This window comes from Enterobacter sp. CP102, from assembly GCF_025152625.1.
GTDB classification, from domain to species: domain Bacteria; phylum Pseudomonadota; class Gammaproteobacteria; order Enterobacterales; family Enterobacteriaceae; genus Enterobacter; species Enterobacter soli.
In genome coordinates this window covers 311,556-335,601 of sequence record NZ_CP104014.1, presented here as the reverse complement: position 1 = coordinate 335,601, position 24,046 = coordinate 311,556, and the positions used below count along the sequence as shown (strand labels likewise).

The 24,046-nt window shown below is 55.6% G+C and carries 20 protein-coding genes; 17 read left to right on the top strand and 3 right to left on the bottom strand.

Annotated elements, in window-relative coordinates:
* Positions 1 to 58 precede the first annotated feature (58 nt).
* The 5 genes from alsB to alsK all read left to right on the top strand — a co-directional run bounded on the left by alsB (position 59) and on the right by alsK (position 5,227).
* Entirely contained in the window at positions 59 to 994 is a 936-nt protein-coding gene (alsB, locus tag N1249_RS01550) for a D-allose transporter substrate-binding protein (RefSeq protein WP_014068556.1), read from the top strand.
* Between the two features lie 107 nt (positions 995 to 1,101).
* On the top strand, positions 1,102 to 2,634 hold the full coding sequence (gene alsA / locus N1249_RS01545; RefSeq protein ID WP_259833987.1) for a D-allose ABC transporter ATP-binding protein AlsA: 1,533 nt from the start codon (positions 1,102 to 1,104) through the stop codon (positions 2,632 to 2,634).
* Entirely contained in the window at positions 2,613 to 3,593 is a 981-nt protein-coding gene (alsC, locus tag N1249_RS01540) for a D-allose ABC transporter permease (protein ID WP_014068554.1), read from the top strand. Before alsA ends, alsC begins: the two co-directional genes overlap by 22 nt.
* Positions 3,594 to 3,603: 10 nt before the next feature.
* Positions 3,604 to 4,299, top strand: coding sequence for a D-allulose 6-phosphate 3-epimerase (alsE, locus tag N1249_RS01535; RefSeq protein WP_166718285.1), 696 nt, complete (start codon positions 3,604 to 3,606; stop codon positions 4,297 to 4,299).
* Positions 4,283 to 5,227: an allose kinase gene (gene alsK, locus N1249_RS01530; RefSeq protein ID WP_259833984.1), complete on the top strand. Its 945-nt coding sequence runs from the start codon at positions 4,283 to 4,285 to the stop codon at positions 5,225 to 5,227. Before alsE ends, alsK begins: the two co-directional genes overlap by 17 nt.
* Here the strand turns inward: alsK and N1249_RS01525 are convergent.
* Complete coding sequence (locus tag N1249_RS01525) at positions 5,181 to 7,460, bottom strand: ATP-binding protein (protein ID WP_259833982.1); 2,280 nt, start codon at positions 7,458 to 7,460, stop codon at positions 5,181 to 5,183. The two genes, alsK and N1249_RS01525, sit on opposite strands and share 47 nt — an antisense overlap.
* A 181-nt stretch (positions 7,461 to 7,641) precedes the next feature.
* On the opposite strand from N1249_RS01525, the gene N1249_RS01520 reads away from it, so the two are divergent.
* The 6 genes from N1249_RS01520 (at position 7,642) to N1249_RS01495 (ending at position 13,760) form a co-directional block, all read left to right on the top strand.
* A complete protein-coding gene (locus N1249_RS01520; protein WP_259833979.1) occupies positions 7,642 to 9,156 on the top strand; it encodes a sugar ABC transporter ATP-binding protein in 1,515 nt (504 codons plus the stop codon).
* Positions 9,157 to 9,158: 2 nt separating this feature from the next.
* On the top strand, positions 9,159 to 10,154 hold the full coding sequence (locus N1249_RS01515; RefSeq protein ID WP_259833978.1) for an ABC transporter permease subunit: 996 nt from the start codon (positions 9,159 to 9,161) through the stop codon (positions 10,152 to 10,154).
* A 30-nt stretch (positions 10,155 to 10,184) separates the two neighbouring features.
* Positions 10,185 to 11,126, top strand: a complete 942-nt coding sequence (locus N1249_RS01510; RefSeq protein ID WP_166718280.1) for an ABC transporter substrate-binding protein — start codon at positions 10,185 to 10,187, stop codon at positions 11,124 to 11,126.
* A gap of 72 nt (positions 11,127 to 11,198) precedes the next feature.
* Positions 11,199 to 11,885 (top strand): D-lyxose/D-mannose family sugar isomerase, encoded by a 687-nt coding sequence (locus N1249_RS01505; RefSeq protein ID WP_259833976.1) that lies wholly within the window; start codon positions 11,199 to 11,201, stop codon positions 11,883 to 11,885.
* A 10-nt stretch (positions 11,886 to 11,895) separates the two neighbouring features.
* A complete protein-coding gene (locus tag N1249_RS01500) occupies positions 11,896 to 12,756 on the top strand; it encodes a ketose 1,6-bisphosphate aldolase (protein WP_259837948.1) in 861 nt (286 codons plus the stop codon).
* Positions 12,753 to 13,760: a carbohydrate kinase family protein gene (locus N1249_RS01495; RefSeq protein WP_259837939.1), complete on the top strand. Its 1,008-nt coding sequence runs from the start codon at positions 12,753 to 12,755 to the stop codon at positions 13,758 to 13,760. The genes N1249_RS01500 and N1249_RS01495 overlap by 4 nt, the downstream gene beginning before the upstream one ends.
* Here the strand turns inward: N1249_RS01495 and N1249_RS01490 are convergent.
* Positions 13,757 to 14,488 (bottom strand): response regulator, encoded by a 732-nt coding sequence (locus tag N1249_RS01490; protein ID WP_014068544.1) that lies wholly within the window; start codon positions 14,486 to 14,488, stop codon positions 13,757 to 13,759. The genes N1249_RS01495 and N1249_RS01490 overlap by 4 nt on opposite strands.
* Positions 14,489 to 14,745: 257 nt before the next feature.
* Between N1249_RS01490 and fdhF the strand changes: the two genes are divergently transcribed.
* From fdhF to N1249_RS01475, 3 genes are all read left to right on the top strand, one after another.
* On the top strand, positions 14,746 to 16,893 hold the full coding sequence (gene fdhF / locus N1249_RS01485) for a formate dehydrogenase subunit alpha (protein ID WP_259833974.1): 2,148 nt from the start codon (positions 14,746 to 14,748) through the stop codon (positions 16,891 to 16,893).
* Positions 16,894 to 17,213: 320 nt separating this feature from the next.
* Positions 17,214 to 17,366 carry a Hok/Gef family protein gene (locus N1249_RS01480; protein WP_166718278.1) on the top strand — a complete coding sequence of 51 codons (153 nt, stop codon included), beginning with the start codon at positions 17,214 to 17,216 and terminating at the stop codon, positions 17,364 to 17,366.
* A 121-nt stretch (positions 17,367 to 17,487) separates the two neighbouring features.
* Positions 17,488 to 18,162 (top strand): tetratricopeptide repeat protein, encoded by a 675-nt coding sequence (locus tag N1249_RS01475; protein ID WP_259833973.1) that lies wholly within the window; start codon positions 17,488 to 17,490, stop codon positions 18,160 to 18,162.
* A gap of 61 nt (positions 18,163 to 18,223) precedes the next feature.
* On the opposite strand, the gene gltP is transcribed toward N1249_RS01475, so the two are convergent.
* Positions 18,224 to 19,537 (bottom strand): glutamate/aspartate:proton symporter GltP, encoded by a 1,314-nt coding sequence (gltP, locus tag N1249_RS01470; RefSeq protein ID WP_041161982.1) that lies wholly within the window; start codon positions 19,535 to 19,537, stop codon positions 18,224 to 18,226.
* Between the two features lie 423 nt (positions 19,538 to 19,960).
* Here gltP and acs point away from each other — a divergent pair, with 423 nt between their 5' ends.
* The 3 genes from acs to actP all read left to right on the top strand — a co-directional run bounded on the left by acs (position 19,961) and on the right by actP (position 24,021).
* The gene (gene acs / locus N1249_RS01465; protein ID WP_166718276.1) at positions 19,961 to 21,919 is read left to right on the top strand and encodes an acetate--CoA ligase; all 1,959 of its coding nucleotides are present in this window, start codon (positions 19,961 to 19,963) and stop codon (positions 21,917 to 21,919) included.
* Between the two features lie 141 nt (positions 21,920 to 22,060).
* Positions 22,061 to 22,375, top strand: a complete 315-nt coding sequence (locus N1249_RS01460) for a DUF485 domain-containing protein (RefSeq protein WP_259833970.1) — start codon at positions 22,061 to 22,063, stop codon at positions 22,373 to 22,375.
* Positions 22,372 to 24,021 (top strand): cation/acetate symporter ActP, encoded by a 1,650-nt coding sequence (actP, locus tag N1249_RS01455; RefSeq protein WP_259833968.1) that lies wholly within the window; start codon positions 22,372 to 22,374, stop codon positions 24,019 to 24,021. The genes N1249_RS01460 and actP overlap by 4 nt, the downstream gene beginning before the upstream one ends.
* Positions 24,022 to 24,046: the final 25 nt, after the last annotated feature.

Below are 24,046 nucleotides of genomic sequence, written 5' to 3'. Positions count from 1 at the left end.
GTTAATCCCGTTTTTAAACGGGATTAACAAAAATATACCCTACATTGAGAACACTGCTATGAATAAATATCTGAAATATTTCAGCGGCGCCGCTATGGGCTTAATGTTATCCACCAGCGCGTTTGCTGCCGCCGATTACGCGGTGGTGTTAAAAACGCTCTCCAACCCATTCTGGGTGGATATGAAGAAAGGGATTGAAGATGAAGCCAAAACCCTTGGCGTCAGCGTCGATATTTTTGCATCTCCTTCTGAAGGTGATTTCCAGTCTCAGTTGCAGCTTTTTGAAGACCTGAGTAATAAAAATTATAAAGGCATTGCCTTTGCCCCTCTCTCGTCCGTGAATCTGGTGATGCCCGTGGCGCGCGCCTGGCAAAAGGGCATTTATCTGGTGAACCTCGATGAAAAAATCGATATGGATAACCTGAAAAAAGCCGGTGGTAACGTCGAAGGTTTCGTCACCACAGATAACGTGGCCGTAGGTGCAAAAGGCGCCGGTTTTATTATCGATAAGCTCGGTGCGCAGGGCGGAGAAGTCGCTATTATTGAAGGGAAAGCCGGTAACGCATCAGGTGAAGCACGCCGCAACGGCGCGACGGAAGCCTTCAAAAAAGCAAGCCAAATCAAGCTGGTTGCTAGCCAGCCTGCCGACTGGGATCGCATTAAAGCCCTGGATGTCGCGACAAACGTTCTGCAACGTAACCCGAATCTGAAAGCGTTCTACTGCGCAAACGATACCATGGCCATGGGCGTGGCACAGGCCGTGGCGAATGCCGGTAAAACAGGCCAGGTGCTGGTCGTTGGCACCGACGGTATCCCGGAAGCCCGCAAAATGGTGGATGCCGGACAGATGACCGCCACCGTGGCGCAAAACCCGGCGGATATTGGGGCAACCGGCCTGAAGCTGATGGTCGATGCCGCGAAGACCGGCAAGGTAATCCCCCTGGAAAAAGCGCCTGAATTCAAGCTGGTGGATTCGATTCTGGTGACGAAATAATAAAGCCCTCACCCCAACCCTCTCCCACAGGTTAGGTTTGGTGCGGCTTGATGCCCTCACCCCAACCCTCTCCCACGGGGAGAGGGTGAAAAGAGAAGGAAGTAAACATGGTCACGCCATATATATCCATGGCGGGGATCGGCAAATCCTTTGGTCCGGTTCACGCATTAAAATCGGTTGATTTAACTATATATCCCCACGAGATCCACGCGTTATTAGGGGAAAATGGTGCCGGTAAATCAACCTTAATGAAAGTATTGTCGGGAATACATGAACCGACCAAAGGCACTATTACCATTAATGAAACCCATTACGACAAACTCGATCATAAACTGGCGGCACAGCTGGGTATCGGCATTATTTATCAGGAACTCAGCGTTATTGATGAATTAACCGTGCTGGAGAATTTATATATCGGTCGCCATCTGACGAAGAAAGTCTGTGGTGTCACTCTTATCGACTGGAAAGAAATGCGTGTTCGTGGCGCGATGATGTTATTACGCATCGGGCTAAAAGTGGATTTAGATGAAAAAGTGGCGAATTTATCCATCAGCCACAAACAGATGCTGGAAATTGCCAAAACCTTAATGCTCGACGCCAAAGTGATCATTATGGATGAGCCAACCTCTTCGTTAACCAATAAAGAGGTTGATTACCTGTTCCTGATCATGAATCAGCTACGCAAAGAAGGCACGGCGATTGTGTATATCTCACATAAGCTGGCGGAAATACGCCGCATTTGCGACCGCTATACGGTAATGAAAGACGGCAGCAGCGTGTGCAGTGGCATGGTGAGCGATGTTTCCAACGACGACATCGTGCGCCTGATGGTGGGCCGCGAGCTGCAAAACCGCTTTAACGCCATGAAAGAGAGCACCGGCAACGTCGAGCGCGACACGGTCTTTGAGGTGAAAAACGTCACCAGCCGCGACAAGAAAAAGGTGCGCGATATTTCGTTCAGCGTAAATCGTGGCGAAATCCTCGGCTTCGCCGGGCTGGTCGGCTCCGGGCGTACCGAGCTGATGAACTGCCTGTTCGGTGTGGATAAACGTGCAAGCGGTGAGATCCGCCTTAACGGCAAAACCATTTCCCCACGCTCGCCGCTGGACGCACTGAAAAAAGGGATGGCTTACATCACCGAAAGCCGCCGGGATAACGGTTTTTTCCCCAACTTCTCTATCGCCCAGAACATGGCCATCAGCCACAGCCTGAAGAGCGGTGGCTACAAAGGGGCAATGGGTCTGTTTCGCGAAAGCGAGGAGCGTAAAACCGCCGAAACACAGCGGCAGCTGCTGGCGCTGAAATGCCATAACGTTGAACAGAACATTACCGAGCTCTCCGGCGGTAACCAGCAGAAGGTGCTGATTTCCAAATGGCTGTGCTGCAACCCGGACGTCATTATTTTTGACGAACCCACCCGCGGCATCGACGTCGGCGCAAAAGCCGAAATCTACAAGGTGATGCGCGGGCTGGCCGACGAAGGCAAGGTCATCCTGATGGTGTCATCTGAATTACCTGAAATTATCGCCGTCTGCGACCGCATCGCCGTGTTCTGCGAAGGGCGACTCACGCAAATCCTGACCAATCGCGACAACATCAGCGAAGAGGAGATCATGGCATGGGCATTACCACAAGAGTGAAAAGCGATATGGCCGAGAAAAAGCCGTTTAACTTCGCGTTGTTCTGGGACAAATACGGCACCTTTTTCATCCTCGCGATTATCGTGGCCATCTTTGGCACGCTGTCGACGGAATATTTCCTGACCACCAACAACATCACCCAGATTTTTGTCCAGAGTTCGGTGACGGTGCTGATTGGGATGGGCGAGTTCTTTGCCATCCTGGTCGCGGGTATCGACCTGTCCGTGGGGGCCATTCTGGCGCTGTCCGGCATGGTGACCGCCAAACTGATGCTGGCTGGCGTCGATCCGTTCCTCGCGGCACTGATTGGCGGCGTGCTGGTCGGCGGTGCGCTGGGGGCGATTAACGGCTGTCTGGTGAACTGGACCGGACTGCATCCGTTCATTATCACCCTCGGCACTAACGCCATTTTCCGTGGCATTACGCTGGTGATTTCCGATGCTAACTCGGTGTACGGCTTCTCGTTCGACTTCGTGAACTTCTTTGCCGCCAGCGTGTTAGGTATCCCGGTGCCGGTTATCTTCTCGCTGATTGTGGCGGTGATCCTGTGGTTCCTCACCACCCGAATGCGGCTCGGGCGCAACATCTACGCTCTGGGCGGCAATAAGAATTCAGCGTTTTATTCCGGTATCGATGTGAAGTTTCACATTCTGGTGGTGTTCATTATCTCCGGTGTGTGTGCAGGGCTTGCGGGCGTTGTCTCTACCGCACGTCTGGGCGCTGCAGAACCGCTGGCCGGGATGGGGTTTGAAACCTATGCCATCGCCAGCGCCATTATCGGCGGCACCAGCTTCTTCGGTGGCAAGGGTCGCATTTTCTCGGTCGTGATTGGCGGTCTTATCATCGGCACCATCAATAACGGACTCAACATCTTACAAGTACAAACCTATTACCAGCTGGTGGTGATGGGCGGGTTGATTATCGCCGCTGTCGCCCTCGATAGACTGATCAGTAAGTAAGGAATTCACTATGAAAATTTCACCCTCCCTGATGTGTATGGATCTGCTGAAATTCAAAGAACAGATCGAATTCATTGACCAGCACGCGGACTACTTCCATATCGACATCATGGATGGCCATTTTGTGCCGAACCTGACGCTGTCCCCGTTTTTTGTCAGCCAGGTGAAGAAGCTCGCCACCAAACCGCTGGATTGTCACCTGATGGTGACCCGCCCGCAGGATTACATCAGCCAGCTGGCACAGGCCGGAGCCGATTTCATCACCCTGCACCCGGAAACGATTAACGGCCAGGCGTTTCGTCTGATTGACGAAATCCGCCGTCACGGCATGAAAGTGGGCCTGATCCTCAACCCGGAAACCCCGGTCGAGGCGATGAAATACTATATTCATAAGGCGGACAAAATTACCGTGATGACCGTTGATCCCGGCTTTGCCGGACAACCATTTATCCCGGAAATGCTGGACAAAATCGCCGAGCTGAAGGCCTGGCGCGAGCGCGAAGGGCTGAGCTACGAAATTGAGATCGACGGCTCCTGTAACCAGGGCACCTATCACAAACTGATGGCCGCAGGCGCAGATGTGTTTATCGTCGGCACCTCGGGTCTGTTTAACCACGCTGAGAATATCGGCGATGCATGGCAACTGATGGCCGGGCAGATCCTGTCGGCACGAAACGAGGTCGTTCCTCATGCAAAAACAGCCTGATGTTGTAGCCGGAGTCGATATGGGGGCAACCCATATCCGTTTTTGCCTGCTGGCAGGCGATGGCACCGTGCTGCACTGTGAAAAACAGCGCACAGCCGATGTCATTCGCCCCGGCGTGGTGAATGGCGTGGCGGAGTTGATTCATACGCAGCTTCGGCACTATCAGGTTTGCTGCCGGGGCCTGGTGATGGGTTTTCCGGCGCTGGTTGGCAAAGACAAACGCACCATTATCTCAACGCCGAATCTGCCGCTTCAGGCCAATGCGCTACTCGACCTGGCCGGAAAACTGGAGGCGGCCTTGGGCTGTCCGGTGGAGTTTTCCCGCGACGTTAACCTGCAACTCTCGTATGACGTGGTGCAGCACAACTTACAGCAGCAACAGGTTCTGGCGGCTTATCTCGGGACGGGAATGGGGTTTGCCGTGTGGCTTAATGGCGCCCCCTGGACGGGTGCGCACGGCGTGGCAGGTGAACTCGGCCATATTCCGCAGGGTGATATGTCTCGCCAGTGCGGCTGCGGTAACGCCGGGTGTCTGGAAACCGTCTGTTCGGGTATTGCCCTGAAACAGTGGTATGAGCAAGAGCCGCGTGAGTACGCCATTGGCGATATCTTCACCGCCGCTCGCGATGAACCCTTTGTTCAGCAGCTGCTCGACCATGCGGCACGCGCTATTGCCACCAGCGTGAACCTGTTCGACCCGGACGCGGTGATCCTCGGCGGTGGAGTGATGGATATGGCCGATTTTCCGCGCGAAGCGTTGATAAGCGGTATTAAACGTCATCTGCGCCGTCCTCTGCCTTATGAAGCCGTGCGGTTTATTACCGCCTCGTCGTCGGCATTTAACGGGGCGCAGGGCGCCGCCGCTCTCGCACGCAGCCAGTTTATGTTGTCACCTTACGTAACGCCTGCGCCAGCTGTACACGGGTAAAAGGTTTGCGTAATAACGCCACGTCCGGCAGCTGCGGGTTATGCGCCGGACGGAGATCCTGGCCGCTCATCAGCAACACCGGTAGCTGCGGGAACTGGGTTCGCACCAGGTTAATCACTTCTGCGCCGCTTAAGCCGCCTGGCAACATTAAATCACTGATAAACATGCCAATATCCGACGAGGCATTCAGCATGTCCAGCGCCTGCTCGCCGCTTTCCGCTTCCAGCGTCAGGTAACCCAGCTGGTGAAGCTGCTCGCACAGGGTCTGGCGAACATCGCTCTCATCCTCCAGCACCAGCACCAGCCGATCGCTGTCTGATGCGGTGGCCGCAGCCAGCGTCTCATCCCGGGGAACGGGCGCAAGCGTTGAGCGCGGCAGCTGTAGCCGCACCGTGGTTCCCTGCCCCGGCGCGCTTTCTATCTCCACGCGCCCCCCGGACTGGCGCACAAATCCGTAAACCATCGACAGCCCCAGTCCGCTACCGCTGCCGGTCTGCTTGGTGGTGAAAAACGGCTCGAAGACCTGGGATTTCACCTCCTGCGACATCCCGCTGCCATGATCAATAACCTCCAGCGCCACCATGTCCTGCCTGCGTCCGTCACTGCGGGTGACGCGCTGGTTCCAGGTGCGAACCTTAATCACCCCGCTTTGCCCTTCCATGGCATCACGGGCGTTCATTACCAGGTTGATAATGGCGTTTTCCAGCTGGCTGACGTCAATCCACGCCGGCCAGGCCGGGGACTGCGCTTCGATATCCAGCGTGATGGTAGCGGGCAGCGAGTGACACATCAGCTCGCCGAGGTTTTCCAGCAGCGGTTTCATCTCGACCGCGTGTGGATTCAGGGACTGTTTGCGGGAAAACGCCAGCAAACGCTGGGTCAGCAATGCTCCGCGCTCGGCCGCCTTGAGCGCCCGGTTGATCCGCGGCGCATCCGGCGAGGCGGAGTCGGTTAATTCCAGGCTGCCGATAATCACCGCCAGCAGGTTGTTAAAATCATGCGCCAGCCCGCCCGTCAGCTGCCCGACGGCCTTCATCTTCTGGCTATGCAGCAGCGCCTCCTCCAGCCCCTGACGCTCTATGCGGTCTATCTCCATCTGCGAGGTTTTTTGTTTCAGCAACCGGGTGGTGTGCTCAAGCGACGCAGTGTTACGGGCAAAAACGTTAAACGCGCGCGCCAGCTCACCCAGCTCATCGCGCCGCTGCAGCGCGGGCACCGAAACATCCTGTTCACCGTGAGCAAGGCGCGACATCGCTCTGGAAATAGCCGTCAGGTTAGTCCCGAGGTTGCGGTAGATGTACCAGCAGGCGCAGCCGGTGATAATCAGCGCCAGCAGGGCAAACACGCTGATAAAAACGCTGATGGAGCGCAACTCCTGATGGCTCTGGGCGGTACGCAGGGTGGAGGCTTGTGCGACCTGTTCAACGTACTGATTGATGTCGCTGTTTAAAATAGCCACCAGCGCCTTGATGTGAAACATATACCAGCTGATAGACAAATCGCTCTCTTCCAGCTGGTTAGACAACGGGCCGAGCTTGCGCAGTTCGTTGACAAAGTCGGGCAGGACCATGTTCACCACCGGCTGTGCGGCGCTGCGGGGTAAGGTTGCCGTTACCGCATCCAGCTGTTGAACCGTGGCGCGTGGCGAAGGTGTTTCGATGGCGGCGATGATGAGCCGGTCCATCTCCATAAGCTGCTGCGCATCCGGCACATTGCTGCCAAAGCGGCGGCTAATGTCCTGCAAATGGCGCAGGTAGCTTTGGCTCTGATAGAGCGAGCTGAGCAGCGCGTTACGCTCCAGATGTCGGCGCTGCCCGCGCTCCAGCATCCCCGTCACGCTCTGCTGTAATTCATTGCTCCGGCGAATAATTCGCGCCACCAGCGCCGGCTCCTGCTGAGCCAGTGGCGCATCGGCAAGTTGCTCCAGCGAATGACGCAGTGCCATTTGCGTTTGCTTCAGCCTGTCGGCTTCACCTTTGTATTCCAGCGCCCCCACCACCTGAGAGAGTCGCACCGCCGCCGTGGCCACATTCGCCGTATCGCGCGCCAGGTTCATGCTGCCGGTCATGTCATCCAGCGTTTGCTGTTGCACCTGCTCCTGGATCTGGCTGGCATGACGAAAACCAAGCACCGCCACGCCGCTGACCATTAACGTCACCGCCACCACCAGCAGATTAAAAATCAGCAGGCGTCCGCGGGCACTGGCGAAGAACGGGGGACGGCGTGATGGCATCTGCTTAGGCTCCTTTGCGGTCTGATGCCCTCACCCTGGCCCTCTCCCACGGGGAGAGGGAAAAGAAAAATGTGACGGCGATTAGCTATTCATAACTATGACAAATATGAACAGCTTCTGACATTTTGCATTTACGAACCTGTGATGAAGTGCGGATATCGACATTTGCAGGAGATCCGCCATGAGCAGAACCCCGGTATTAGAGATGCGCAACATTGCCAAGACGTTTGGCAATTTCCACGCGCTCAAGGGTGTGGATTTGACGGTTTTCCCCGGTGAGATCCACGCGCTAATGGGTGAAAACGGCGCGGGTAAAAGCACGCTGATGAAGATCCTCGCCGGGGCCTATACCGCCAGCAGCGGCGAGATCCTGATCGACGGCCAGCCGTTCCATATCAAAGGCCCAAAAGATGCGCTGGCCGCAGGCATCACCCTGATTTATCAGGAGATGCAGCTCGCTCCCAACCTGACCGTTGCCGAAAACATCTTCCTTGGCAGCGAGCTGTCGCGCGGCGGGCTGGTGCAGCGTAAAGAGATGGCCGCCCAGGCTCAGGCCGTTATTGACCGCCTGGGTGCGCACTTCAAAGCGACTGACCTGGTGATGAGACTCACCATCGCCGAACAGCAGCAGGTGGAGATCGCCCGCGCGCTGCACCGTAAAAGCCGCATTCTGGTGATGGATGAACCCACCGCCGCCCTCTCTTCACGGGAAACCCATCGCCTGTTTGAGCTGATTTTGCGCCTGCGTGATGAAGGGATGGCGATTATCTATATCAGCCACCGCATGGCGGAAGTGTATGAACTCTCCGACCGCGTCAGCGTTCTGCGTGACGGGCAGTACGTAGGCAGCCTGATCCGCGACAAACTCAACGCCTCTGAGCTGGTCAGGATGATGGTCGGGCGTCCGTTAAGCGACCTGTTCAACAAAGAGCGCGATATCCCGCTCGGCAGCCCGCGCCTTAACGTGCACCACCTGACTGACGGCAAAAAAGTGCAGCCGTGCAGCCTGCAGGTGCGTTCCGGTGAAATCGTCGGGCTGGCGGGGCTGGTCGGGGCCGGACGTTCCGAACTGGCGCAGCTGATCTTCGGCGTAAGCAAAGCCACGGGGGGCATGATTGAGGTCGACGGCGAGCCGGTGGTAATCCACTCCCCACGTGCGGCCATCGAAAACGGCATCGGTTTTCTGACCGAAAACCGCAAGGAGCAAGGGCTGTTCCTGGAGCTGGCGGCGCAGGAGAACATCACCATGGCGACGCTTGAACGCGACGCCACCTTCGGCATGTTGAATCGGAAAAAGGCCCAGTCCATCTCCGATGATGCCATTGCCCTGCTCAATATTCGCGTTCCCCACTCCCAGGTGCGGGCGGGTGGGTTGTCCGGCGGGAATCAGCAAAAGCTGCTGATTTCGCGCTGGGTGGCGATTGGCCCGCGCATTCTGATTCTGGATGAGCCAACGCGCGGCGTGGACGTCGGCGCTAAAAGCGAAATCTACCGCATCATGAACCAGATGGCGCGCAAGGGGGTGGCCATTTTAATGATCTCCAGCGAGCTGCCGGAAGTGGTGGGCATGAGTGACCGGGTTTATGTGATGCGCGAAGGCAGCATTGCGGGCGAGCTGCACGGGCACGACATCACCCAGGAAAACATTATGACGCTGGCTACCGGCGTGAACGACTCTCATCATCAGGCGGTGTAATCATGACCAATTCAACCAATCCGCAACAGGTGGCGAAATCCGCCTCCGCAAAAAAAATGCTGATGAGCGATCTGATGCAAACGGTCGGCATTTTGCCGATATTAATTCTGATTGTGGCGGTATTTGGCGTTATCGCGCCTAACTTCTTCACCGAAAGTAACTTGCTCAACATTACCCGTCAGGCGTCTATCAACATTGTGCTGGCGGCGGGAATGACCTTCATCATTTTAACCGGCGGGATTGACCTCTCCGTGGGGTCGATTCTGGGCACCACGGCGGTGGCGGCCATGGTGGTGTCACTCATTCCTGAGTTCGCCATGCTCTCGATTCCGGCGGCGCTGATGCTGGGTATGGTACTGGGGTTATTCAACGGTGCGCTGGTGGCCTTTGCCGGGCTACCGCCATTTATCGTCACCCTCGGCACCTACACGGCCCTGCGCGGCGCGGCCTATTTGCTGGCAGACGGTACAACTGTTATCAACTCAAACATCAACTTTGAGTGGATCGGCAATAACTATCTCGGCCCCGTGCCGTGGCTGGTGGTGATCGCGCTGGTCGTTATCGCGATTTGCTGGTTCATCCTGCGCCGGACCACGCTGGGCGTTCATATCTACGCGGTGGGCGGCAACATGCAGGCTGCACGCTTAACCGGTATCAAGGTATGGCTGGTTCTGCTGTTTGTGTATGGCATGAGCGGCCTGCTTTCGGGCTTAGGAGGGGTGATGAGCGCGTCGCGCCTTTACAGCGCCAACGGCAACTTAGGCATGGGCTATGAGCTGGACGCGATTGCCGCGGTGATCCTCGGCGGCACCAGTTTTGTCGGCGGGATCGGCACGATCACCGGCACGCTGGTGGGCGCATTGATCATCGCGACACTTAACAACGGCATGACGCTGATGGGCGTCTCCTATTTCTGGCAACTGGTGATCAAAGGGGCGGTGATCATCATTGCGGTGCTGATCGACAAATACCGTACCCGACACCATCAAAGTGCATAACAACAAAACCCTACGAGTGAGGAATACAGCATGAGATTGAAGCCCTTAGTGACCGCGCTCTGTGCTGGCGCACTGCTTGCCGCAGCTCCATTTGCGCAGGCGAAAGACCTGAAATCCATCGGCGTGACGGTGGGTGACCTGGCTAACCCGTTCTTCGTGCAGATCACCAAAGGTGCCGAGCTGGAAGCACGCAAACTGGCCGGTGATAACGTTAAAGTGACGCTGGTTTCCAGCGGTTACGATCTGGGTCAGCAGGTGGCGCAGATTGATAACTTTATCGCCGCAAAAGTCGACATGATCATCCTCAACGCGGCGGATTCTAAAGGGATCGGCCCGGCGGTAAAACGCGCGAAAGATGCCGGGATCGTCGTGGTGGCGGTTGACGTGGCGGCGGAAGGGGCTGATGCAACGATCACCTCCGATAACACTCAGGCGGGGGAAATGGCCTGTAAGTACATTACCGATCGTCTCAAAGGCAAAGGCAATGTGGTGATCATCAACGGACCACCGGTTTCTGCGGTACAAAACCGTGTGGAAGGCTGCCAGACCGAGTTTAAACGTCACCCGGATATCAAAGTGCTGTCGGACAACCAGAACGCCAAAGGCAGTCGTGAAGGCGGGCTGGAGGTAATGACTTCCCTGCTGGCCGCCAATCCGAAGATCGACGGCGTGTTCGCGATTAACGATCCAACGGCGATCGGGGCCGATCTGGCAGCGAAACAGGCGCAACGCAGTGAGTTCTTTATCGTCGGCGTGGATGGCAGCCCGGATGGTGAAGAGGCGCTGAAACGGGAAAACTCCCTGTTTGTGGCGACCCCGGCACAAGATCCACAGGTGATGGCGGCAAAAGCGGTAGAAATCGGCTATGACATTCTACAGGGCAAACCTGCGCCGAAAGAGCCTGTGCTGATCCCGGTGACGATGATCGATAAAAAGAACGTCGGTACGTATAAGGGATGGACGGTTAAGTAACGGTTGTGCGGCCTGATGCCCTCACCCTAACCCTCTCCCACCGGGAGAGGGAACTGCTTTCAAGGAGTCCCCATGAAACGCTCCGAAATCAACGAAATCCTCGGCCATACGCGGCAGTTCTTTTCCATGCACGATGTTCACCTGCCCCCCTTTGCCAGCTTCCCGCCAACCCAATGGCAACAGCTCGACCAGGGCGCATGGCGTGAAGTGTTCGACCTCAAGCTCGGCTGGGACGTCACCGCGTTTGGCGGTAACAACTTTGCCGCGCAGGGGTTAACGCTGTTTACGCTGCGCAACGGCTCCCCCAACGGCGTGCCGTATGAAAAATGCTATGCCGAAAAAATCATGCACGTGCGCGACGGCCAGGTTACTCCCATGCATTTTCACTGGCGTAAACGCGAGGACATCATTAATCGCGGCGGCGGCAATCTGATTATTGAGTTATGGAACGCCGGGGCGCATGAAGAAACGGAAAATACCGACGTTACCGTGACCATCGATGGCTGCCTTCAGACCCACGCGCCCGGCAGCCAGTTGCGCCTGGCTCCGGGGGAAAGTATCTGCCTGACGCCCGGCCTGTACCACAGCTTCTGGGGTGAGCGCGGCTTTGGTGATGTGCTGGTCGGCGAAGTGTCGTCGGTCAATGACGATGAACACGACAATCACTTTTTACAGCCTGTTGCCCGCTACAACAATATCGAAGAAGACGAACCGGCGGTGCTGGTGCTGTGCAACGAATACAACCTGTTTCGGATTTAAGGAGTGAATGATGCCATTAATTTCTCTTGCCGACGGTCTTGAGCACGCCAGGGAACACCATTATGCGCTGGGTGCATTTAACGTTCTCGACTCCCACTTCCTGCGCGCGTTGTTTGCCGCAGCAAAGCAGGAGCGGTCGCCTTTTATCATCAACATCGCGGAAGTGCATTTTAAATATGTGTCGCTGGACTCGCTTGTCGAAGCGGTCAAATTCGAGGCCGCCCGGCACGATATCCCCATGGTACTTAACCTCGACCACGGACTGCATTTTGAAGCCGTTGTGCGTGCCCTGCGCTTAGGATTCAGCTCGGTGATGTTCGATGGCTCAACCCTGAGCTATGAAGAAAACATTCGCCAGACCCGGGAAGTAGTGAAGATGTGTCATGCGGTGGGGGTTTCCGTTGAAGCGGAGCTGGGTGCCGTGGGCGGCGATGAAGGCGGTGCGCTGTATGGCCATGCGGATGAAGCCTTCTTTACCGACCCGCACCTGGCGCGTGAATTTGTCGACCTGACCGGCATCGACGCGCTGGCGGTGGCGATCGGCAATGCCCATGGCAAATACAAAGGCGAACCCAAACTCGATTTCCCGCGTCTGGACGCCATTCGCCAGCAAACCGGCCTGCCACTGGTATTACACGGCGGCTCTGGTATTAGCGATGCCGATTTCCGCCGCGCCATTGAGCTGGGGATCCACAAAATCAATTTCTACACCGGCATGTCGCAGGCGGCACTGGCGTCGGTGGAACACCGGATGTCGCACCGTCAGCCGCTGTATGACGAATTTGCCGAGCTGCTGCTGGGCATAGAAGAGGCTATTACCGACACGGTGGCAGAACAGATGCGCATCTTCGGCAGCGCGGGACGGGCATAATGGAACGCAAAGGGATCATCGCCGCAGGTAATATGCTGGTGGATCATGTTCATCAGATAGTGCAATGGCCGGAGCGCGGCTGGCTGGCGGAAATCACCCACAGCGAGCGCTCAACCGGCGGTGCGCCGCTGAACGTTTTACTGACGCTGGCGAAAATGCATGTCGGCCTGCCTTTACAGGCAGTGGGGTTGATTGGCGAAGATGGCGACGGGGATTATATTCTGGCGATGCTCGACCAGTATCACGTCAACCGCCAGCGCGTACAGCGCACCAACTTTGCCCCTACCTCGATGTCGCAGGTGATGACCGACCCCAGCGGGCAGCGCACCTTCTTTCACTCGCCAGGGGCAAACCGCCTGTTGGATCTCCCCGCCTTCGACCGGCTTGATGGCACGATGAAAATCTTCCACCTGGGGTATTTACTGCTGCTCGACAGCCTGGATATGCCGGACGATGAATTTGGCACGCGCAGCGCACGCCTGCTGGCCCAGATGCGCGACCAGGGGTATGAAACCTCGCTCGATCTCGTCTCCCGTAAGGGCGACCCGCGCTATCAGCCGCTGGTGCTCCCTGCCCTGCGCCATCTCGACTATCTGGTGATTAACGAACTGGAAGCCGGGGAGTTTAGCGGCCTGGAGATGCGCGACAGCAACGATGCCCCGGATATCGCCCACATCGCCGAAGCGGCTGCGCAATTACTGGCGGCGGGCGTCAGGCAGCGCGTGGTGATCCACTGCCCGGAAGGCGCCTGGGGTGAAGCACCGGGTGCAGCGGGTCGCTGGATCCCATCATGGATGCTGGAACAAGAGGAGATCATTGGCAGCGTGGGCGCCGGCGATGCGTTTTGCGCGGGCTTTTTATACGGCTGCCATGAATCACTACCGCTGGAAGAGAGTATTTATCTGGCCCACGCCTGCGCACGGACAAGCCTGCTGGCGGCCAACGCCATTGATGGCGCGAAGACCCTGGCTGAGTTGCAGATGTTTATCAAAGAGAACCGTTAAGCAGCTTTTTCGTTGTGAGAAACATCAGTGGCAAAGACGTAGCCCAGCCCGCGAATGGTTTTAATCAGCGCTGGCTGATGCGGGTTGGCCTCGATTTTACGCCGCAGACGCATTATCAACACGTCGATAGTGCGGTCGAACACCTCGGCGCTTTCGCTGTGGGTAAGCTCAAGCAACTGCTCGCGGCTCAGTACCCGGCGGGCGTTTTGCGTCAGTGCCAGCAGCAGGCCGTACTCACCCTGCGTTAACGACACGGTATTGCGCTGCGGATCGCTCAGTTCACAGCGGGTGGTATCCAGCGTCCAGCCATTAAAGGCGATCCCCGGTGCGCGCGGAGCGGCAGCTTCTGTTGCCAGCACGCCGGTGCGGCGCAGTACGGCTTTAACGCGGGCCACCACCACACGCGGGTTAAACGGCTTACCGATGTAATCATCAGCGCCCATCTCCAGACCAACCACCACATCCGATTCACTACCCAGCCCCGTCAGCATGATAACGGGCAGCTCCGGGCGCAGTTTCTGCAGCTGCAATAACACCTGCAAGCCGTTGATATCCGGCAACATCATATCCAGCAATACCAGCGCAATGTTTGGCTCCTGCTGCGCCAGGCTCAGGGCATCCTGGCCGTTATGACAAACCAACACCGTAAAGACGTGCTCGTTAAGCACGTCCTGTAGCAGTTCGCACACTGCGGTATCGTCATCAACCACCAGAATCGCCGGTTTCATCGCATCTTCCATCAGAGCAGTAGAGTTAAGTCTGATCCATTCTGCAATCGGCTCCAGCCAATTCCATTTTTTCGTGATGGAATTTCAATCCAGGTCACATCCCCTGCACCTTCGACACGTCAATTTTGACGATTGCCTGTTTTTCGTCAGCGTTTTGTCCAGAAATAGGCCGTAAAGTCTGGGGATACCCACAATAAAAACATGGCATAGAAGCTGCATAATAGGTGCAAAAGAACTGTTTAACTGGAGCAAAAGCGATGAAAAAAGTCGTCACGGTTTGCCCTTATTGTGCCTCAGGTTGCAAGATCCACCTGGTGGTCGATAACGGTAAAATCGTACGGGCGGAGGCGGCACAGGGGAAAACCAACCAGGGCACGCTGTGCCTGAAAGGCTACTACGGCTGGGATTTTATTAACGATACCCAGATCCTGACCCCGCGCCTGAAAACCCCGATGATCCGCCGCGAACGCGGTGGCAAGCTGGAATCCGTCTCCTGGAGCGAAGCGCTGGATTACGTCGCCACGCGCCTGAGCGCCATCAAAGCCAAGTATGGCCCGGACGCGATTCAGACAACCGGTTCATCACGCGGGACCGGTAATGAAACCAACTATGTAATGCAAAAATTCGCGCGCGCCGTTATTGGTACCAATAACGTCGACTGCTGCGCTCGCGTCTGACACGGCCCATCGGTTGCAGGTCTGCACCAGTCGGTTGGTAACGGCGCAATGAGTAATGCGATCAACGAGATAGATAACACCGATCTGGTGTTTATATTTGGCTATAACCCGGCGGATTCTCACCCTATCGTCGCGAACCACGTGATTAACGCGAAACGCAACGGGGCGAAAATCATCGTCTGCGATCCGCGCAAAATTGAAACTGCGCGCATTGCGGATATGCACATCGCACTGAAAAACGGCTCGAACATCGCGCTGTTGAATGCGATGGGCCACGTCATTATTGAGGAAAATCTGTACGACAAGGCGTTTGTCGCCACCCGTACGGAAGGCTTTGAAGAGTATCGTAAAATTGTCGAAGGCTACACGCCAGAGTCGGTTGAAGCGATAACCGGCGTCAGCGCACAGGAGATCCGCCAGGCTGCACGGATGTACGCGACAGCAAAAACCGCAGCTATTCTGTGGGGGATGGGTGTGACCCAGTTCTATCAGGGCGTGGAAACCGTGCGCTCCCTGACGAGCCTTGCCATGCTGACCGGCAACCTGGGGAAACCGCATGTCGGTGTGAACCCGGTACGCGGTCAGAATAACGTGCAGGGTGCATGTGACATGGGCGCGCTGCCGGATACCTATCCGGGCTACCAATACGTGAAGTTCCCGGAAAACCGCGCGAAGTTCGCGAAGGCCTGGGGCGTGGAAAGCCTGCCTGAACATACTGGCTATCGCATCAGCGAACTGCCGCACCGTGCGGCGCATGGCGAAGTGCGTGCGGCGTACATCATGGGTGAAGATCCACTCCAGACCGATGCCGAGCTGTCTGCAGTGCGTAAAGGGTTTGAGGATCTGGAGCTGGTGATTGTCCAGGATATCTTTATGACTAAAACCGCGGCGGCGGCGGATGTGATTTTACCGTCAACGTCATGGGGAGAGCATGAAGGTGTTTATACGGCGGCAGACCGTGGCTTCCAGCGCTTCTTTAAGGCGGTCGAACCGAAGTGGGATCTGAAAACCGACTGGCAGATTATCAGCGAAATCGCCACCCGTATGGGGTATCCGATGCACTACAACAACACCCAGGAAATCTGGGACGAGTTGCGTCATCTGTGCCCGGACTTCTACGGGGCCACCTATGACAAAATGGGTGAACTGGGGTATATCCAGTGGCCATGCCGCGATGAGTCAGACGCCGATCAGGGTACGTCGTATCTCTTCCAGGAGAAATTCGACACCCCGAACGGGCTGGCACAGTTCTTCACCTGCGACTGGGTCGCGCCAATCGATAAACTCACTGATGAGTATCCGATGGTGCTCTCCACCGTGCGTGAAGTGGGCCACTACTCCTGTCGTTCAATGACCGGCAACTGTGCTGCGCTGGCCGCCCTGGCGGATGAACCAGGCTATGCGCAGATCAACACCGCCGACGCTGAACGTCTTGGCATTGAGGATGAAGCTCTGGTGTGGGTGAACTCACGTAAAGGCCGCATCATCACCCGCGCGCAGGTCAGCGATCGACCCAACAAAGGGGCGGTCTATATGACCTACCAGTGGTGGATCGGTGCCTGTAACGAACTGGTGACGGAGAACTTAAGCCCGATAACCAAAACGCCGGAGTATAAATACTGCGCCGTGCGCGTAGAGCCGATTGCCGATCAACATGCTGCCGAACAGTATGTCATCGACGAATATAACAAGCTGAAAGCCCGTCTGCGTGAAAGTGCAATGGGGTGAAGCCGTTAATTAAACGATGAATAAAGGGAGTGAGATATTCACTCCCTTTTTATTTCCGCTTAAACCATTAAAAATTTCAATTATTGTTCTGGAAATCGGCTCGCAGAAATAATGTAATTCGCGCGAAAAAGAATTACATCTTTGCATTTTATTTCAGAGAGATAAGATGTGCGGCGAGTGCTTAAGACTTTCTGTCTTGAGCATGTTGAGGGACAGAAAGTGGAAAGCCCCGGGAAATTTTCATTCACCCGAGGCTACCCCTCAACAACCAACAGGTTGAGAGTAGCCTCTTATTCTTTTTTACACAAGGAGTAAAAGGCATGACGCCATTAAAAACTGTGTTAGGCATTGTCTTTATTATCTGCCTGACCATAGTGATTTTTACCTTTATTAATCGCGGAAGGTTGTGCGAGCTGACAATAAAGAGTGAACATCAGGAGGTGGCGGCGAAATTAGCCTGCCTTGCAGGCTAATCTCATCGGGCGGAACGATGCTTCCGCCCGGCTTGTAGGATGCTGAGGTCTTAATGCACCCATTTTTTTCTTCTGTCGCCGCGATTATACTGCGCGGCATGTACCCAGATGATAAGAACCCATGAAACATATTTTTCTGCTGTTGTTCCTTATTACGTCATTCGCTTACGCGGATGAAATTGGCAGCCAATACAAGGAACAGGCTGAAGCGGGTGACGCCCGTGCCCAGTATTATTTGGCCGATACGTACTTTAGCTCCGGCGACAGCAAGCAAGCGGCGCTGTGGGCCGAGAAAGCCGCAAAAGGTGGCGATGTTGACGCCATGGGGCTGCTCTCGCAAATCCTCTTTACCCAGGGAAATTATGCGCAAGCTAAGGCACTGGCGCAGCAGGCAACCATTGCGGGCAGCAAACGTGGCGCAATTATGCTGGCGCGCGTGCTGGTGAACACTCAGGCGGGCAAAACCGATTACCCGCAGGCCATCAAATTGCTGCAAACGGCCACCGAAGATATTGATAGCGACTCCGCAGTCGACGCCCAACTGCTGCTGGGGCTGATTTATGCCAACGGTGTTGAAGTGGCTCAGGACGATGCAAAAGCGGCATCCTGGTTCAAACGCAGTTCGTCATTATCGCGCACCGGATATGCCGAATACTGGGCGGGAATGCTGTTCCAGCAGGGCGAAAAAGGCTTTATCACGCCGAATAAACAGAAGGCGCTGTACTGGTTAAACCTGAGCTGTTCCGAAGGGTTTGATACGGGATGTGAAGAGTTCGATGCGTTGAGCGGGGAGTAATGTTCTCCGCGCGAATAGTACAGTAGGCCCGGTAAGCGCAGCGCCACCGGGCTTTTTTACATTACTGGTCAGCCGTCTTATCAAAACGACCCAGCACTTCACGTTCATACGCCAGCGCTTTTTTGCGGTCGAATTTGTGTTCCCACTTGGCAATAACCAGCACCGCCAGCGCGTTACCCACCACATTCAGCGCCGTACGGGCCATGTCGAGGATACGGTCAACACCGGCGATAAATGCCAGGCCTTCCAGCGGAATACCGACGCTACCCAGCGTTGCCAGCAGCACCACGAACGACACGCCCGGCACGCCTGCGATACCTTTTGAGGTCACCATCAGGGTCAGCACCAGTACGATTTCCTGCCACAGCGAGAGATCGATACCGTACAGCTGGGCAATAAAGATGGCGGCAATACTCTGGTACAGCGTTGAGCCATCCAGGTTAAAGGAGTAACCGGTCGGCACCACGAAGCTGGTAATAGAAGCTGGCGCACCGTAGGCCTCCATCTTCTCGATAATACGCGGCAACACGCTTTCAGAGCTGGCAGTGGAGTACGCCAGAATCAGCTCGTCCTTCAGAATGCGGATCAGGATCCAGATACTCAGCCCACAAATGCGCGCCACAATCCCGAGCACCACCAGCGCGAAGAACAAGATCGCGAAGTGCACCAGGATAACCAGCTTCGCCAGCGGCCACAGAGAAGCAAAACCGAAGTTCGCTACCGTGACGGCGATGAGGGCAAACACCCCTACCGGCGCATAACGCATCACCATGTGGGTGACTTTGAACATGGTTTCAGAGATAGAGCGGAATACCGTCACCAGCGGTTCACGGTGCGTTGCTGGCAGGGAAGAAAGCCCCAGACCAAACAGCACAGAGAAGAAGATGATTGGCAGCATTTCGCCTTTCGCCATCGATGCCACAATGTTGGTCGGCACCAGCGACAGGATCGTCCCCATCAGCCCGTGGGCATGGCTTTGCACATCCGCGGTCGTACTTTGGTATTTCGAAATATCCACGGTCGCCAGCTGCGACATGTCGATCCCGGAACCTGGCTGGAACACATTCGCCATGGTGATACCCAGGATAATGGCTATCGTCGTGATCACTTCGAAATAAATGATGGTCTTCGCGCCGATACGGCCTAACTGTTTTGCATCGCCCACGCCCGCAATGCCAACCACCAGCGTAGAGATAACAATAGGGACAACAATCATCTTGATCAGATGAATAAAGATATCGCCTGCCGGAGAGAGCAGGTTCGCAATCAGCCACTCGCGGCTGTCGCTATGATAATGGAGGTAACTACCCAGCAGGATACCCAGCACAAGGGCTAGCAAGATTTGCCAGGCCAGGCTGACTTTAACGTTTTTCATAGAAACAGACTTCCTCAATGAAGCATCCAGTTCACCAAAACTGCATGAATATGGAAACATACTGAAAGGGTATGAATTGTGTTGCGTTGGTTTATGGGATTTTTTAACGCGGCGTATGAGTATCATTTGTACGGCATCCTGCGCAAGCCTTAAAGAACGAGGCTTTTCACTACAAAAAGGGGCTATGACGCTAATTTGTAATAATTCTTATAAATAACCTTTTGTTATAAAAACGCTTTTTTCTGCACAATTGTGAATAATCCTTCAACTAAATTATTTCCCTTCAAAGTTTCATTCGCTCATTTTTCATACTATTCAAACAATGCGTGATCTGCCGCCCAAATAATAAACAAAGCTTGTAAAGCCCCTACAATTAACGTTTTTGCGACATATTATTAACATCTTACAAGGAGAAAAAAAGCCATGAGCCAAATCCATAAACACGACATTCCCGCAAACATTGCGGACCGTTGCCTGATCAACCCGGAGCAGTACCACGAGAAGTATCAGCAATCCGTCTCCAGCCCGGATATCTTCTGGGGTGAACAGGGTCATATTCTTGACTGGATCAAACCTTATCAGAAGGTGAAAAACACCTCCTTTGCGCCAGGTAACGTCTCCATTAAATGGTATGAAGATGGCACGCTGAACCTGGCGGCGAACTGTCTGGATCGCCATCTTGCCGAACGTGGGAACGAGACGGCTATCATCTGGGAAGGCGACGACGCCTCTCAGAGCAAACACATTACCTATAAAGAATTGCACCGCGACGTGTGCCGCTTTGCCAACGTGCTGCTGGAGCAGGGCATTAAAAAAGGCGACGTCGTGGCTATTTATATGCCAATGGTACCGGAAGCGGCGGTGGCCATGCTGGCGTGCGCGCGCATCGGCGCCATTCACTCCGTCATCTTCGGCGGCTTCTCGCCAGAAGCGGTGGCCGGTCGTATTGTCGATTCAAATTCTAAACTGGTGATCACCGCCGACGAAGGCGTGCGCGCCGGTCGCGGTATCCCGCTGAAGAAAAACGTCGATGAGGCGCTGAAAAACCCGAATGTGAAAAGCGTCAGCAACGTTGTGGTGCTCAAGCGTACCGGCGGTAAGATCGACTGGAAAGAGGGTCGCGACCTGTGGTGGAGCGATCTGATTGAAAACGCGAGCGACCAGCACCAGCCAGAAGAGATGAACGCGGAAGACCCGCTGTTTATCCTTTATACCTCCGGCTCCACCGGTAAACCAAAAGGCGTGCTGCATACCACTGGCGGCTATCTGGTTTATGCGGCAACCACGTTTAAATATGTGTTCGACTACCACCCGGGCGACATCTACTGGTGTACCGCCGATGTGGGTTGGGTCACCGGGCACAGCTACCTGCTGTACGGCCCGCTGGCCTGCGGCGCTACCACCCTGATGTTTGAAGGCGTACCGAACTGGCCGACCCCGGCGCGCATGTGCCAGGTGGTCGACAAACACAAGGTCAACATCCTCTATACCGCGCCAACGGCGATCCGCGCGCTGATGGCGGAAGGCGACAAAGCCATCGAAGGCACTGACCGCTCTTCCCTGCGCATTCTCGGTTCAGTGGGCGAGCCCATCAACCCGGAAGCCTGGGAGTGGTACTGGAAGAAAATCGGTAACGAGAAATGCCCGGTGATGGACACCTGGTGGCAGACCGAAACGGGCGGCTTCATGATCACCCCAATGCCAGGTGCGACCCAGCTGAAAGCGGGTTCTGCAACCAACCCATTCTTCGGCGTACAGCCTGCGCTGGTGGATAACGAAGGCCATCCGCTGGAAGGCGCAACCGAAGGTAACCTGGTCATCACCGACTCCTGGCCAGGCCAGGCGCGTACCCTGTTCGGCGATCACGAGCGCTTCGAGCAGACCTACTTCTCCACCTTTAAAAACATGTACTTCAGCGGCGACGGCGCACGTCGTGATGAAGATGGTTATTACTGGATAACCGGACGCGTGGACGATGTGCTGAACGTTTCCGGCCACCGCCTGGGTACGGCGGAGATTGAATCTGCGCTGGTGTCGCATCCGAAGATTGCCGAAGCTGCCGTGGTGGGTATACCGCATAACATTAAGGGCCAGGCGATTTACGCGTACGTTACGCTGAACCACGGTGAAGAGCCGTCACCAGAGCTGTATGCTGAGGTACGCAACTGGGTACGTAAAGAGATTGGCCCGCTTGCCACACCGGATGTTCTGCACTGGACGGACTCCCTGCCGAAAACCCGCTCCGGCAAAATTATGCGCCGTATTCTGCGCAAAATCGCGGCCGGTGACACCAGTAACCTCGGTGATACTTCAACGCTCGCCGATCCTGGCGTGGTGGAAAAACTGCTCGAAGAGAAGCAAGCCATCGCAATGCCATCGTAATGCTGTTTTCTCCCTCTCCCCGTGGGAGAGGGCCGGGGTGAGGGCATCAGACCGCACCTTACCCCCTCACCCTAACCCTCTCCCTCAAGGGAGAGGGAATAACTACAAACACCTACCCTACAAAACTCTGGAGACTCTGTGATGAATAACGATATTTGTCAGCAGATAGAGAATAGTGCGCACTACAGGGAGCTCGTCGAAAAACGGCAACGGTTTGCCTTCTTACTTTCCATCATCATGCTGATTATTTACGTCGGCTTTATTCTGCTTATCGCCTTTGCCCCGCACTGGCTCGGGACCCCGCTGCATGAGGGTACCAGCGTCACGCGCGGGATCCCCATTGGCATTGGCGTGATTGTCATTTCGTTTGTGCTGACCGGCGTGTACGTCTGGCGTGCGAACGGCGAGTTTGATCGTCTTAATAAAGCAGTCCTGCGTGAGGTAAAAGCATCATGAAGCGAGTCCTGACGGCGCTTGCCGCCACACTTCCCTTTGCGGCAAACGCAGCCGATGCCATTACCGGCGAAGTCCAACGCCAGCCAACTAACTGGCAGGCGATCATCATGTTCCTGATTTTCGTGCTGTTGACGCTCTATATCACTTACTGGGCGTCGAAACGCGTACGCTCGCGTAATGATTACTACACCGCGGGCGGCAACATTACCGGCTTCCAGAACGGGCTGGCAATTGCCGGCGACTTTATGTCTGCTGCGTCGTTCCTGGGGATCTCAGCGCTGGTTTACACCTCCGGTTATGACGGCCTGATTTACTCCCTCGGCTTCCTCGTGGGCTGGCCAATCATTCTGTTCCTGATTGCCGAACGCTTGCGTAACCTCGGACGCTTCACCTTTGCTGATGTGGCATCGTATCGCCTGAAACAAGGCCCGATTCGTACCCTCTCTGCCTGCGGATCGCTGGTGGTTGTGGCGCTGTACCTGATTGCCCAGATGGTGGGTGCAGGCAAGCTTATCGAACTGCTGTTTGGCCTGAACTACCACGTGGCCGTGGTACTGGTCGGCGTGCTGATGGTGATGTACGTGCTGTTCGGCGGGATGCTTGCGACCACCTGGGTACAAATCATCAAAGCCGTGCTGCTGCTGTTTGGCGCAAGCTTTATGGCCTTTATGGTCATGAAGCATGTCGGCTTCAGCTTCAATAACCTGTTTACCGAAGCGATGGCGGTGCACCCGAAAGGGGAAGCGATCATGAGCCCGGGTGGGCTGGTGAAAGACCCGATATCGGCGCTCTCTCTCGGCCTGGGTCTGATGTTTGGTACCGCGGGTTTACCGCATATCCTGATGCGTTTCTTCACGGTGTCAGATGCGCGTGAAGCGCGTAAGAGCGTCTTCTATGCCACCGGTTTTATGGGTTACTTCTACATCCTGACCTTTATCATCGGTTTTGGCGCCATCATGCTGGTAGGGGCAAACCCGGCGTTTAAAGATGCTGCGGGCGCGCTGATTGGCGGTAACAACATGGCGGCGGTGCATCTGGCGGACGCGGTGGGCGGTAACCTGTTCCTCGGCTTTATCTCGGCTGTGGCCTTTGCCACCATCCTTGCAGTGGTTGCCGGGCTGACGCTTGCTGGCGCATCGGCGGTATCGCATGATCTGTATGCCAACGTATTCCGTAAAGGGGCCAGCGAGCGCGATGAGCTGAAAGTCTCCAAAATCACGGTGCTGGTGCTGGGTGTTGTGGCTATCCTGCTGGGCATTCTGTTCGAAAAACAGAACATCGCCTTTATGGTGGGGCTGGCCTTCTCGATTGCGGCAAGCTGCAACTTCCCGATTATCCTGCTCTCGATGTACTGGTCAAAACTGACCACCCGTGGCGCGATGATTGGTGGCTGGCTGGGTCTGCTGACGGCGGTGATCCTGATGATCCTCGGCCCGACGATTTGGGTGCAGATCCTCGGTCACGAGACAGCCATCTTCCCGTATGAGTACCCGGCGCTGTTCTCTATCGCCGTGGCGTTTATCGGGATCTGGATCTTCTCCGCCACCGATAACACAGCGGAGGGGAACCTGGAACGCGAGAAATTCCGCGCCCAGTTTATCCGTTCACAAACCGGCCTGGGCGTCGAACAAGGCCGCGCGCACTAAGCTGCTCTTCCTCCCCGGTCATCTG

Excerpts from the sequence above, each read along its gene's own strand:
- N1249_RS01500 (WP_259837948.1), top strand. The coding sequence starts at position 11,896 with ATGCCATTAATTTCTCTTGCCGACGGTCTTGAGCACGCCAGGGAACAC.
- acs (WP_166718276.1), top strand. The coding sequence starts at position 19,961 with ATGAGCCAAATCCATAAACACGACATTCCCGCAAACATTGCGGACCGT.
- N1249_RS01515 (WP_259833978.1), top strand. The coding sequence starts at position 9,159 with ATGACCAATTCAACCAATCCGCAACAGGTGGCGAAATCCGCCTCCGCA.
- alsE (WP_166718285.1), top strand. The coding sequence starts at position 3,604 with ATGAAAATTTCACCCTCCCTGATGTGTATGGATCTGCTGAAATTCAAA.
- gltP (WP_041161982.1), bottom strand. The coding sequence starts at position 19,537 with ATGAAAAACGTTAAAGTCAGCCTGGCCTGGCAAATCTTGCTAGCCCTT.
- N1249_RS01475 (WP_259833973.1), top strand. The coding sequence starts at position 17,488 with ATGAAACATATTTTTCTGCTGTTGTTCCTTATTACGTCATTCGCTTAC.
- alsB (WP_014068556.1), top strand. The coding sequence starts at position 59 with ATGAATAAATATCTGAAATATTTCAGCGGCGCCGCTATGGGCTTAATG.
- N1249_RS01510 (WP_166718280.1), top strand. The coding sequence starts at position 10,185 with ATGAGATTGAAGCCCTTAGTGACCGCGCTCTGTGCTGGCGCACTGCTT.
- alsA (WP_259833987.1), top strand. The coding sequence starts at position 1,102 with ATGGTCACGCCATATATATCCATGGCGGGGATCGGCAAATCCTTTGGT.
- N1249_RS01460 (WP_259833970.1), top strand. The coding sequence starts at position 22,061 with ATGAATAACGATATTTGTCAGCAGATAGAGAATAGTGCGCACTACAGG.
- alsC (WP_014068554.1), top strand. The coding sequence starts at position 2,613 with ATGGGCATTACCACAAGAGTGAAAAGCGATATGGCCGAGAAAAAGCCG.
- N1249_RS01480 (WP_166718278.1), top strand. The coding sequence starts at position 17,214 with ATGACGCCATTAAAAACTGTGTTAGGCATTGTCTTTATTATCTGCCTG.
- N1249_RS01505 (WP_259833976.1), top strand. The coding sequence starts at position 11,199 with ATGAAACGCTCCGAAATCAACGAAATCCTCGGCCATACGCGGCAGTTC.
- actP (WP_259833968.1), top strand. The coding sequence starts at position 22,372 with ATGAAGCGAGTCCTGACGGCGCTTGCCGCCACACTTCCCTTTGCGGCA.
- alsK (WP_259833984.1), top strand. The coding sequence starts at position 4,283 with ATGCAAAAACAGCCTGATGTTGTAGCCGGAGTCGATATGGGGGCAACC.
- N1249_RS01520 (WP_259833979.1), top strand. The coding sequence starts at position 7,642 with ATGAGCAGAACCCCGGTATTAGAGATGCGCAACATTGCCAAGACGTTT.
- N1249_RS01490 (WP_014068544.1), bottom strand. The coding sequence starts at position 14,488 with ATGAAACCGGCGATTCTGGTGGTTGATGACGATACCGCAGTGTGCGAA.
- N1249_RS01525 (WP_259833982.1), bottom strand. The coding sequence starts at position 7,460 with ATGCCATCACGCCGTCCCCCGTTCTTCGCCAGTGCCCGCGGACGCCTG.